Genomic DNA, 10,651 nt, shown 5'->3' on the forward strand with positions numbered 1-10,651 from the left:
GGATCAGCCAATTAATCTGTTGACTGACACTCCGCATTCGCGAGCAAGCCCGCTCCCACAATTGGTTTTGTGTTGCTTGAGCGAATGGGTTACTTGCCGCCCGTAATCTGCTTCACCAGTTCGGCATGCCCCTTCGCATCATCGCCCCGGGAAATCGCCTGGATCACCAGCATGTGGTTACCCGAGCCAGCAAGGAACGTGCTGTTCAACGTCTTGCCACCGCCCTGTGTCGCAGTGCTGTCCACCTGGCGCAAGCCCAGGCCCTTGAAGGTCAGTTTTTTCTCATTCTGCTTCTTGAAGTCCGGCAGGGCAGCGCTCTGGTCCTTGACGAAACCGGCCACGGCACCGTCGAGGAATGGCGCGTCGTTATCCCCGATGTTTACCCTATCGGTACGCACGGTTTCGGCGACGATCACCACACTTTTTGTGGTCTGGTTGGCGTACAGCGTGCCCTGGGTGGCTGTGCTGCTGTCTTCGGCCGTGCTGACAGGCAGGGTGTCAGCGACGTAGGCCTTGGGCAGGCTGAAGGTGAATTTGCCGCCCAGGGTGGAGATGCTCTGTGTGGCCGGCGGGGTGGCGGCGAACGCGCTGCCGGCGGCAAGCACGAGGGCCAGCAGGGCGGCGGTCGGGGTGAAAGTGGCCATGAAGCGCTCCAGGGGTGAACGAAATTGCGGCGTATTCTGTCAGAAATTTCGCAATATCGTTCACCCAGGGCCTTACACCTTGTCGGACTCTTCTTCGAGGCGGTCCATCTCAAACAGCCGCGCCAGTTCCGCCCGGGCTTCCTGGGCGGTCTGCATCACCTTGGCCGCATCGTCATACACCGCGTGTTGCGCGGCCAGCACTTGCAGGTCGTGGTTCTTGAAGCGGGTGATGCGCGCATCGGCCTGGGCCTGGGTCAAACCGAGGCCGACCAGGGTGCGGCGGCTCATTTCCAGGCTGGAGTAGAAGGTTTCGCGCACCGGCGATGCATCCAGGTCCACCAGGCGGTGAACGTGCTGGCGGTTACGGGCGCGGGCGATGATCTTCATGTGCGGGTAGAGGTTGCGTACCAGTTCGGCGGTCTTGATGTTGATCTCCGGGTCATCCATGGCGATCACGAAGAATTCCGCCTGATCGACCTTGGCCGCGTGCAGGATCTCGGGCCGCTGCGGGTCGCCGTAGAACACCGGCATGCCGCCGAAGCTGCGGGTCAGCTCGATGGTTTCCACCGAGGTGTCGAGGGCGATAAACGAGATGTTTTGCGCACGCAGGATCCGCGCGACGATCTGGCCCATGCGGCCCATGCCGGCGATGACCACGCGGGGCGCATCGCTTTCGATGGTGCGGTACTCCTCGGGCACTTCCACCGGTTTTACCTTGGGTTTGAACAGCTTCGGGCAGATCAACAGGAGCAGCGGGGTCACGGCCATGGACAGCGTGATGGTCAGCACCAGCACGTCATAGAGGTGGGGTTCGAACAGGCCCTGGTCGCGGCCGATCTTGAACACCACAAAGGCAAATTCACCGCCCGCCGCCAACACCACGCCCAGGCGCAGGGCGCTTTCGCGGTTGAGGTCACCCACCAGGCGCCCGACGGCGTACAGCAGCGGCAACTTCAGGCCGATCAACAACAGGGTCAGGCCGAGCACCAGCAGTGGCGAACTGAGCAGCAAGCTGAGGTTGGCGCCCATGCCCACGCTGATAAAGAACAGGCCCAGCAGCAGGCCCTTGAAGGGTTCGATCTGGGATTCGAGTTCGTGGCGGTATTCCGAATCCGCCAGCAACAGGCCGGCAAGGAAGGCGCCGAGGGCCATGGACACACCCACCAGCTCCATCAACCACGCGGTGCCGATCACCACCAACAGCGCTGTGGCGGTGGACACCTCGCGCAGGCCGGTCTTGGCGACGATGCGAAACACCGGTCGCAACAGGTAGCGCCCGCCGATAATCACCACGGCGATGCTGCCGAGTATCTGCAATACATGTTGCAGGCCTTGGGCTTCGGTGGTGGGGTGATCGCTGCCGGCCAGCAACGGCACCATGGCGATCAACGGGATTGCCGCGATGTCCTGGAACAGCAAGATGGCAAAAGCCAGGCGGCCGTGGGGCTGGTTAAGCTCCTTGCGCTCGGCCAGGCTTTGTAGGCCAAACGCGGTGGACGACAACGCCAGGCCCAGGCCCAGCACAATCGCGCTGTTCCACGACTGGCCAAACAGCCACAACGCCACCACGCCCATCACCAAACCGGTGAGCAACACCTGGGCCAGCCCGACGCCAAACACCGCCTTGCGCATCACCCACAGGCGCTTGGGCGACAACTCCAGGCCGATGATAAACAGCAGCAACACCACGCCCAGCTCGGAAAATTGCGCCACGCTTTGCGGATTGCCCACCAAACCCAGGACTGACGGGCCGATGATCACCCCGGCGAACAGATAACCGAGCACCGCGCCCAGTTGCAGGCGCTTGGCCAGCGGTACGGTCAACACGGCGGCGAGCAGGAACACCACGGCTGCTTGTAACAGGTTGCCTTCATGGGGCATTGGGGACTCCAGGATCTTGAAACGAATCAACAGGAGCGTATTAGAGCGCTTTTTACGTGTCGAAAATTGTGTTTTTGCGGTGAGTGCTGCGCCTGTCGCGCTCTTTTTACCGTCCTGCGGATGTTTCTGAAGGATGTACAAACAATTGTCCAGGCGCAGCGGGTGGAGGCGGGCCCATTCATCACCTAGTTTTATGCCCTTGAGTTTATATTCCTTGGGTGGCATATTCGCATGGGCTGGGACATTGAATACACGGATGAATTCGCAGACTGGTGGGATGGCCTGGGTGAAAAGGAACAGGTTTCGGTATCCGCCAGCGTGGATCTTCTGGGTTTTTTGGGGCCGGGTTTGGGCTATCCCCACAGCAGCGACATCAAGGGCTCCCGGCACGGGAACCTGCGTGAACTGCGGATACAGCACACAGGGCGCCCCTATCGAGTGTTGTACGCATTTGATCCACGGCGATGCGCATTATTGCTGGTCGGTGGGGAGAAGACCGGTAAGAACCGATGGTATGAAAAACACGTCCCGCTAGCCGAAAGGCTATACGACGTACATTTGGATGCATTGGCTAAAGAGGGCCACAACCATGGCTAAAAAATTCGCTGAACTTCAAGCACGCATGACGCCGCAATCTCAGGCCGAAGCCAAGCAGTTGTTCCAGCAACATCTAAAGGAAATGCCTCTGCACGAGCTGCGCAAGGCTCAGCAGTTGAGCCAGGAAAACCTGGCCAAGGCATTGAATATCAACCAGGCTGCTGTCTCCAAGATGGAGCGGCGCACGGATATGTACATCAGCACATTGCGCGACTACATCCGTGCGATGGGCGGCGAGCTGGAGATCATTGCGACGTTTCCGGACGGTCAGGTCAAGATCGACAACTTTGCCTACTGAGCGTTGCCCGGCTGTGCTTGGTCTTTCGCGCTCAATGTCACCGGCCGGCGATACAACCCCACCGCCAACCCCAGCAGAATGATCGCCATCGAGATCAGTTCCAGCGTGGAGACGCGTTCACCAATGATCAACATCGAGCTGGCAATCCCAAACACGGGGATGAGCAATGACAGGGGCGCCACCGTCGAGACAGGGTACGCCTTGAGCAGTGAATTCCAGCCCCAATAGGCAAAATGCGTGGCCAGGTAGACCTGGAACAGGATCGAACCGATGGCCGTCATGTCGAGGCTGGCGGGCAGGCTTTCGAACGCGGCGCTGCCGTGCAGCCACCAGGCCATCAGGAACAGCGGGATCGGCGGAAACAGGCTGGCCCACACCATGAACGCAAAGATTTCCTTCACGCCTGACTGCTTGATGATGACGTTGCCCACGCTCCACGCAAACGCACTGAGGACGATCAGCATGACGCCCAGCACCGCGTGGCTGCCATCCTGGGTGACGACGATCCCCGCGAGGCCGAGCAAGGTCAGGCCGGCGCCGACCAGTTGTGCGTCGCGCAGGTTTTCGTTGAACAGCACTACGCCCCAGCCAAGGGTGAAAAACACGCTGAGCTGGATAATCAGCGAGGCGATCCCGGGGCTCACGCCAACCTGGATGCCGTAGTTGATCACGCCCCACATGCCCAAGCCGAAGATCACCCCATACGCTGCCACATAGCCAAAGTGCACGGCCGGGCGGCGGATGAAAAACACCAGCGGCAAGGCGGCGAGGGCAAAACGGATGCCGGTGAGCACAAAGGGATCGATGCCGCGCAGGCCAAGCTTGGTGATCGGAAAGTTCAGGCCCCAGACCAGGGTGACGAGCACGGCAAGTGCCAGGTGTTTTTTCAGCATGGGCTTTTCCTTAAGCGCGAAGGGCGTGTTCCAGGGCGTTGATGTTAAGTCGCCGATGAATGGCCCGCTTGCTATGTCAGGTCATATGTTGACAATATCGGGCCATGATCCCGACCTTTACTGACAATGACCCCGAAGCGCTGGTGACGCTGCACGAATACGCGTCCGGCACCGTGTTTGCGCGGCATACCCATGCCCGTGGGCAGTTCGCCTATGCGTCCACCGGCGCCTTGAAGATGTTCACCGACCTCGGCAACTGGGTGGTGCCGCCGCAGCGCGCGATCTGGGTGCCCGGCGGCGTGCCCCACGAAATGCAGATGCGCGGGGATGTGCTCATGCTCAACACCTACCTCGACGACGAAGCCGCCGGGCGTGCGGGTTTGCAGGGCCATTGCCAGGTGTTCGAAGTTTCGCCGCTGCTGCGGCATCTGCTCGAAGCGGCACTGACGATCGAGCCGGCGGCGCGGCTCAGTGTTCGGCAGCGCTGTGTGCTGACGTTGCTGGTGGATGAAATCGGCGCCATGCCCGAGTTGCCCCTCAGCGCGCCGTTGCCCGCAGAGCCGCGCCTGGCCCGGGCCTGCCAGCGTTTCCTGGACGCGCCCACGCAGACCATCGCCCTCGACACCATGGCCGCGTGGTCGAGCATGAGCCGGCGCACCTTTACCCGACAGTTCCTGGAGCACACCGGCATGACCTTTGTGGCCTGGCGCCAACAGGTGTGCCTGCTGGAAGCCACGGCGCGGCTCAGCCACGGTGCGACGATCACCGATGTGGCGCTAGGGCTGGGCTTTAGCAGCTCCAGCGCGTTCACCTCGGTGTTCCGGCGCAACCTGGGGGATTCCCCGGCGCGGTACCTGGCCAAATCCAAGGCTGCGTCGTTGTTCTGAGGCCGCGTCGGTCAGGATTCACCTCTGTGTCTGCCACGCTTTGTTACTATCGCCGTCCATCGCCACCAGGAGTCACCGCCCCATGCAGCACCAGTGGGATGAAATGCACCGCACCCGTAAGCCCACTTTTGTGATGTGTGGCGAGCCCCAGGGCGATGTGCTCAATCTCTACGTTCACGGTTACTCGGCCTTCTTCAACCGCCAGCAACTGGGCAACTTCACGGCGCAACTGGCGAGCATCGAAGGCTCGACCAATGTGATGCTGTTCTGGCCGGCCGGGCATTTCCTGGAAAACCTGTTCGCGCCGTTCAAGGAAGTGATCGGCGCGATGCTCGGCGGTGGCGGCCTGGGCGCGGCCACCGTAGGGGTGGGCAAGGCGATTGCCTACTTTCTCGACCATTACAAAAGTGTCGAGGCGCGTGTCGATGAGGTCGCCCAGACCTTGCTGCCCGAGCTGGCCAACTACCTGCACGCCGAAGCCTTGCCGGTGCGGCGGATCAACCTGGTCGGCCATTCCCTGGGCGCGCGCATCCTGGTCAAGAGCCTGTTGGCCAGCCCGGAGACGGCCCGCGAACTGCCGTTGAACAACGTGCTGCTGATGGGTGGGGCGATCTGTACGTCGAGCCCGTGGGATGAAGTGTCGGCGCCGCTCCAGGGGCGCCTCATCAACTGTCATTCCAGCAAGGACTGGGCGCTGGCGATCAAGCCGGATAACGAGCGTTGCATCGGTCGCTACGCCATCCCGCTGACGCCCGCCCTCAAGGCCAAGGTGAGCAATGTGCACCTGGCCACCTTCGATCATGCCGCGTATTGGCCGCAGTTAAAGACCGTGGTGCAGTACACCGACCTGTTGCAGGAACGGCGCGGCATGATCCGCGCTGACCAGCGCAGCAGCGAAGTGCGGTTTGCCGAGGAGGATGGGGAACTGTTCCCGGCGCTGGTGCAGGCGCGGCCGGACGAGTTGAAGTTCCTCGCCGAACTGATGGCGCAAAAGCGCAGTGCATCGATTGATGCCAGCGTGCGCGAACCGCTGAAACTGGCCATCGAATTGCAGCGCATGGGCGGCGACAGCTTTATGAACCTCGCCCGGGGCCATGGCGTGAGTTACCGCCAGATCGCCGAAGATGTCGCGCAGCGGCTGGGAATCAAGTTCGAACAACCCGTCGATACCGTCGAGCTGGCAGACATCGAAGCCCAGGTCGCGGAACACCTGATCGAGCAGTACAAAGACAAACTCAACAGCGCCGACCGCCAGGCCTTCGACGCCGAATTGCAAGCGGCGGCGCAAAAGGAGCAGGGGGTGTTCGCGCGCTTCAGCGTAGGCCGCTCAGCCACCACCGCGTTGAGTGGCACGGCGTTGGCGGGGCTCACCGGGTTTATCCTGCGACGCGGGGCGGCCACGGCGATTCCGGTGGTGGGCCAGGCGTTGGCGGCGGCGATGCTGTTGGTCAGCGGGGTGCGTGCGTTTTCCGGCCCGGCCTATTCGATCACCACCCTGGCGGTGTTGGTGGTGGGCGTGATCCGCCAGCGCATGGAGCGCGAGGCGCTGAATCAGGAAATGGACCTGGTGGTGCAAGTGGTGGAAGCGTTTGACCTGCCCCGGGACACGGTGATGCGCACGGTTGCGTGCGACTGATAAGCTTCCCGTCCTATGCATTTGCCTGGAATACCGCGTGAAATTCAGCCTGCCGAAAATCGCCACCGCCCCGTTCTGCCCGCCGGAGGTGGCCGGCTCCGTTGCCGTTGACCCCAAGGCCTCGTTCTTCAAGCGGATGTTGATGTTCGCCGGCCCCGGCCTGTTGATTTCCATCGGCTACATGGACCCCGGCAACTGGGCCACGGCCATCGAGGCGGGTTCGCGCTACGGCTACAGCCTGCTGTTTGTGGTGCTGCTGGCCAGCCTGGCAGGGATGGCGGTGCAGTGCCTGTGTTCACGGCTGGGCATCGCCACCGGCAAGGACCTCGCGCAGCTGTGCCGCGAGCGTTATAGCCAGCGTTCCGCACGTACCCAGTGGCTGTTGGCGGAAATCTCCATCATCGCCACCGACCTGGCCGAAGTGCTCGGTTGCGCCCTGGCGTTTCACCTGCTGCTTGGCGTGTCGCTGACCACCGGTATTGTCATCACCGCGTTCGATACGTTGCTGATCCTGGCCTTGCAGAACCGTGGTTTCCGCCGCCTGGAAGCGATCATGCTGGCATTGGTGGCGACCATCGGCGTGTGTTTCTTCATCGAACTGCTGCTGATAATGCCGTACTGGCCGGATGTGTTGAGCGGCTTTACGCCGTCACTCTCGGCCATCAGCGATGCTGCACCGCTGTACCTGGCCATCGGCATCCTCGGCGCCACGGTCATGCCGCATAACCTCTACCTGCACACCTCGATTGTGCAGACCCGCCTGATCGGCAAGGACCTCGCCAGCAAACAGGACGCGGTCAAGCTGGCGCGCATCGACACCATCGGCTCCCTGGCCCTGGCCTTGCTGGTCAACGCCGCGATCCTGGTGCTGGCCGCTGCGGCGTTCTACAAGACCGGCCACACCGACGTGGTCGAGATCCAGGACGCCTACCACTTGCTCGACCCACTGGTGGGCGGCGCGTTTGCCAGCATCCTGTTTGGTGTTGCACTGCTGGCGTCCGGGCAAAGCTCGACATTCACTGGCACCATCGCCGGGCAAGTGATTATGGAGGGCTACCTCAACCTGCGCATTCCGTGCTGGCAACGCCGCCTGATTACCCGCGGGCTGGCGTTGATCCCGGCGTTTCTCGGGGTATGGCTGCTGGGCGATGGTGCCATTGGCAAGTTGCTGATTCTCAGCCAGGTGGTGCTCAGCCTGCAGTTGCCGTTTGCGTTGTATCCGTTGATCCGCATGACCGGCGATAAACAGCTGATGGGGCCGTTTGTGAACCGGCTGCCGACCCGGGTGTTGGCCTGGTTGCTGTTTGCGGTAATCAGTGGGGCGAATGGGTGGTTGATTGGGCAGTGGGTGTTTTGATGATCGATCCAGTTCACTGCTCGAATGCGTCCAAAAGGTCGGCAGGTAAAGGCGCGTCGAAGTCGTCAGGGATAGTCAGCATTCCTTTCATCGCACCGATCCTCTGACGAGGTGGTTGTTGAATGGGGACTAGACGTGCGAGCGCACGTCCGTCATGGGTGATAGTGATGATCTGCCCAGTACTTGCCTGATGCACCAGCTTTGAGAAATTGGCCTTTGCTTGTACCAGTGTGACGGTAGTTGTTGAGCTTTTCGCAGTCATGGCGTTTCTCCAAAACGGAAGTTGCCAGAGTGTGCACGCAGTGCGCGGCGACTAAAAATAGTGGCTCGGAAAATCAGAACGAACCTACTTTTGATCCTCGGAAATGTCCTCAACCGCCACACACCTCACCGATCCCAATACGGCACCCCCCCAAAACACTCCACAAAATAATCAATCACCGTGCGCACCTTCAGCGACAACCGCCGACTGCCCGGCCATAGCGCGGCAATCTGCTGCGGCTCCAGCGTGGTCGCCACTTCGTACTCCGTGAGCACCGCCTGCAAGGTGCCCGCGCGCAAGCCTTCGCCGATCAGCCAGGACGGGAACACCACCAGGCCCAGGCCTTGTTCGGCGGCGTGGGTCAGGGTGTCGGCGTGGTTGCCGGTGATCGGGCCCTTGACGCTGTAGGGCGTCCAGTCGCCGCCGTCGCGGCGGAAGAACCAGCGTTGCTGGCCGGTGATGCCTTTGTAGGCCAGGCATTGGTGGTGGGCCAGTTCGTCGGGGTGTTGCGGCGTGCCGTGGCGGGCCAGGTAGGCGGGGCTGGCGGCGATGCGAAAGCGCTGCGGCGCGAAGATGCGCGCCTGCATGCCCGAGTCGTTGAGCACGCCGATGCGGAACAGCAGGTCGGTGCCGTCTTGCAGGGGATCGACGTAGGTGTCGGTCTGCTGGATGTCCAGTTGCAACTTGGGGTAGCGCCGGCACAGTTCCCCCAGCCATGGCGACAGGTGGCGCTGGCCAAACACCATCGGTGCGTTGATGCGCACCAGGCCGCTGGGTTCACGCTCTTGTTCCTGCAAGGCCTGGCCGGCAGTTTCCAATTGTTCCAGCAGCAGGCGCGCGTGATGCCCGAGCAGGCGCCCGGCTTCGGTAGGGCTGACCGCGCGGGTGTGGCGGTAGAGCAATTGCTGGCCGAGGGCCTGTTCCATCAGCTGGATCTGCCGGGAGATGGAGGAGGGCGCCAGGCTTTCGCGGCGGGCCACTGCGGAAAAGCTGCCATGGTCGAGCACGGCCACAAACAGGCGCAGCGCCTTGAAACTCAATTCATTCAAACCCTGCATCGGGGCTCCCTACTGTGCGTATTGCGCAAAGGTGTTGTCCGCATGCTGCCATTTATCGCACAGCACCACCACCGGATAATGCGCGCCATGTCTCTTTGTTGAAGCGCAGGTGATGTATGCAGGCAAGTTCTATCGAGGGCGCGGCGTTGGCCGTGCCGAAGAAAAACCTTTTGCGGCTGTTGTTGCTGCCGCTGGTGATCCTGGCGGGCATGGGCCTGTCGGTGGAGGCTGGGCTGCTGGGGCCGTTGGGTGTGCAGGTCGGGCATTTGTGGGCGACGTTGAGCATCTTCGGCGTCGGCTCGGCGATCTTGTACTTATTGCTGCTGTTCAGCGGTCCGCAAAAGGGCCCGGCGTTGACCGACCTGCCGCGCTGGCAGTTGATCGGCGGTTTTCTGGGGCCGATGTACGTGGTGGTGCTGACCCTGGCCACGCCGCATATCGGCATCGCCATGACCATGATCGCGATTCTGTCCGGGCAGGTAGGCAAGAGTGTGTTGATCGACCATTTCGGCTGGTTCGGCACGGCGCGCAAGCGGGTCAATGGTGAACGCTGGATTGCGTTGGCGTTGATTGTGGCGGCACTGATCTTGATTGCACGAGGGTAAGGCGATGAATCTGATTCTGTTGTTGGTGCTGGTGATTGCCGCCGGCGCAGTGTTGAGTGTGCAGGCCGCGATCAACGGGCGCCTGGGCCAGACGGTGGGCGTGTTGCGCAGCAGCTTGCTGACCTTTGCCGTGGGCGCGCTGACCACGGCGCTGTTGATTTTCTTCTTTGAACCCGCCCAGGCCGTAAGCCTGCTGGAGGTACCGAAATGGCAACTGACCGGTGCCTTGTTTGGCGTGGTGTACATGCTGGTGATGGTCGGCGCGGTGCCGATTGTGGGCACGGCCGTGGCGACGGTGGCGGTGATCGTTGGGCAGTTGGGCATGGGGATGTTGATCGACAACTTCGGCTGGCTGGGCAACCCGGCGATTGAGCTGTCGGGGAGCCGCATCGTGGCGATGCTGTGCCTGGCGTTGGCGCTGGTGTTCATGTATCGCAGTAACACCCGCCAGGCTGACTGAACGCGGTCAGAAAATGTGGGAGCGGGCTTGCTCGCGAAAGCGGTGTGTCAGCCAAGGATGTTCCAACTGAACC

The 10,651-nt window shown here is 61.8% G+C and carries 12 protein-coding genes; 7 read left to right on the plus strand and 5 right to left on the minus strand.

What is annotated here, in order from left to right; all coding sequences use genetic code 11:
* Positions 1-89: 89 nt before the first annotated feature.
* Both NUV89_RS23380 and NUV89_RS23385 read right to left on the minus strand, forming a co-directional pair.
* Positions 90-644, minus strand: coding sequence for a hypothetical protein (locus NUV89_RS23380; protein WP_257783185.1), 555 nt, complete (start codon positions 642-644; stop codon positions 90-92).
* A gap of 72 nt (positions 645-716) precedes the next feature.
* Positions 717-2,525 carry a monovalent cation:proton antiporter-2 (CPA2) family protein gene (locus tag NUV89_RS23385; RefSeq protein ID WP_207047007.1) on the minus strand — a complete coding sequence of 603 codons (1,809 nt, stop codon included), beginning with the start codon at positions 2,523-2,525 and terminating at the stop codon, positions 717-719.
* A gap of 231 nt (positions 2,526-2,756) precedes the next feature.
* Between NUV89_RS23385 and NUV89_RS23390 the strand changes: the two genes are divergently transcribed.
* A complete protein-coding gene (locus NUV89_RS23390) occupies positions 2,757-3,122 on the plus strand; it encodes a type II toxin-antitoxin system RelE/ParE family toxin (protein ID WP_257783186.1) in 366 nt (121 codons plus the stop codon).
* Complete coding sequence (locus NUV89_RS23395) at positions 3,115-3,420, plus strand: XRE family transcriptional regulator (RefSeq protein WP_124528340.1); 306 nt, start codon at positions 3,115-3,117, stop codon at positions 3,418-3,420. Before NUV89_RS23390 ends, NUV89_RS23395 begins: the two co-directional genes overlap by 8 nt.
* Here NUV89_RS23395 and NUV89_RS23400 read toward each other — a convergent pair.
* Positions 3,414-4,313, minus strand: coding sequence for an EamA family transporter (locus tag NUV89_RS23400; protein WP_257783187.1), 900 nt, complete (start codon positions 4,311-4,313; stop codon positions 3,414-3,416). The genes NUV89_RS23395 and NUV89_RS23400 overlap by 7 nt on opposite strands.
* Positions 4,314-4,417: 104 nt before the next feature.
* On the opposite strand from NUV89_RS23400, the gene NUV89_RS23405 reads away from it, so the two are divergent.
* The 3 genes from NUV89_RS23405 to NUV89_RS23415 all read left to right on the plus strand — a co-directional run bounded on the left by NUV89_RS23405 (position 4,418) and on the right by NUV89_RS23415 (position 8,193).
* Positions 4,418-5,200: a helix-turn-helix domain-containing protein gene (locus NUV89_RS23405; RefSeq protein WP_257783188.1), complete on the plus strand. Its 783-nt coding sequence runs from the start codon at positions 4,418-4,420 to the stop codon at positions 5,198-5,200.
* Positions 5,201-5,282: 82 nt separating this feature from the next.
* A complete protein-coding gene (locus NUV89_RS23410; protein WP_257783189.1) occupies positions 5,283-6,836 on the plus strand; it encodes a DUF726 domain-containing protein in 1,554 nt (517 codons plus the stop codon).
* Positions 6,837-6,873: 37 nt separating this feature from the next.
* A complete protein-coding gene (locus NUV89_RS23415) occupies positions 6,874-8,193 on the plus strand; it encodes an Nramp family divalent metal transporter (RefSeq protein ID WP_257783190.1) in 1,320 nt (439 codons plus the stop codon).
* A 13-nt stretch (positions 8,194-8,206) separates the two neighbouring features.
* Here the strand turns inward: NUV89_RS23415 and NUV89_RS23420 are convergent, their stop codons facing one another.
* Together NUV89_RS23420 and NUV89_RS23425 are read right to left on the minus strand one after the other, a co-directional pair.
* Complete coding sequence (locus NUV89_RS23420; protein ID WP_257783191.1) at positions 8,207-8,455, minus strand: type II toxin-antitoxin system Phd/YefM family antitoxin; 249 nt, start codon at positions 8,453-8,455, stop codon at positions 8,207-8,209.
* Positions 8,456-8,580: 125 nt separating this feature from the next.
* Complete coding sequence (locus tag NUV89_RS23425) at positions 8,581-9,513, minus strand: LysR family transcriptional regulator (RefSeq protein WP_257783192.1); 933 nt, start codon at positions 9,511-9,513, stop codon at positions 8,581-8,583.
* 116 nt (positions 9,514-9,629) lie between these two features.
* Between NUV89_RS23425 and NUV89_RS23430 the strand changes: the two genes are divergently transcribed.
* Positions 9,630-10,118 carry a DMT family transporter gene (locus tag NUV89_RS23430; RefSeq protein ID WP_257783193.1) on the plus strand — a complete coding sequence of 163 codons (489 nt, stop codon included), beginning with the start codon at positions 9,630-9,632 and terminating at the stop codon, positions 10,116-10,118.
* A gap of 4 nt (positions 10,119-10,122) precedes the next feature.
* Positions 10,123-10,578 carry a DMT family transporter gene (locus NUV89_RS23435; protein WP_257783194.1) on the plus strand — a complete coding sequence of 152 codons (456 nt, stop codon included), beginning with the start codon at positions 10,123-10,125 and terminating at the stop codon, positions 10,576-10,578.
* Positions 10,579-10,651 lie beyond the last annotated feature (73 nt).

The sequence above is a fragment of the Pseudomonas sp. 18.1.10 genome (assembly GCF_024655625.1).
In the GTDB taxonomy this organism is placed as follows: Bacteria; Pseudomonadota; Gammaproteobacteria; order Pseudomonadales; family Pseudomonadaceae; genus Aquipseudomonas.

Excerpts from the sequence above, each read along its gene's own strand:
- NUV89_RS23380 (WP_257783185.1), bottom strand. The coding sequence starts at position 644 with ATGGCCACTTTCACCCCGACCGCCGCCCTGCTGGCCCTCGTGCTTGCC.
- NUV89_RS23385 (WP_207047007.1), bottom strand. The coding sequence starts at position 2,525 with ATGCCCCATGAAGGCAACCTGTTACAAGCAGCCGTGGTGTTCCTGCTC.
- NUV89_RS23390 (WP_257783186.1), top strand. The coding sequence starts at position 2,757 with ATGGGCTGGGACATTGAATACACGGATGAATTCGCAGACTGGTGGGAT.
- NUV89_RS23395 (WP_124528340.1), top strand. The coding sequence starts at position 3,115 with ATGGCTAAAAAATTCGCTGAACTTCAAGCACGCATGACGCCGCAATCT.
- NUV89_RS23400 (WP_257783187.1), bottom strand. The coding sequence starts at position 4,313 with ATGCTGAAAAAACACCTGGCACTTGCCGTGCTCGTCACCCTGGTCTGG.
- NUV89_RS23405 (WP_257783188.1), top strand. The coding sequence starts at position 4,418 with ATGATCCCGACCTTTACTGACAATGACCCCGAAGCGCTGGTGACGCTG.
- NUV89_RS23410 (WP_257783189.1), top strand. The coding sequence starts at position 5,283 with ATGCAGCACCAGTGGGATGAAATGCACCGCACCCGTAAGCCCACTTTT.
- NUV89_RS23420 (WP_257783191.1), bottom strand. The coding sequence starts at position 8,455 with ATGACTGCGAAAAGCTCAACAACTACCGTCACACTGGTACAAGCAAAG.
- NUV89_RS23425 (WP_257783192.1), bottom strand. The coding sequence starts at position 9,513 with ATGCAGGGTTTGAATGAATTGAGTTTCAAGGCGCTGCGCCTGTTTGTG.
- NUV89_RS23430 (WP_257783193.1), top strand. The coding sequence starts at position 9,630 with ATGCAGGCAAGTTCTATCGAGGGCGCGGCGTTGGCCGTGCCGAAGAAA.
- NUV89_RS23435 (WP_257783194.1), top strand. The coding sequence starts at position 10,123 with ATGAATCTGATTCTGTTGTTGGTGCTGGTGATTGCCGCCGGCGCAGTG.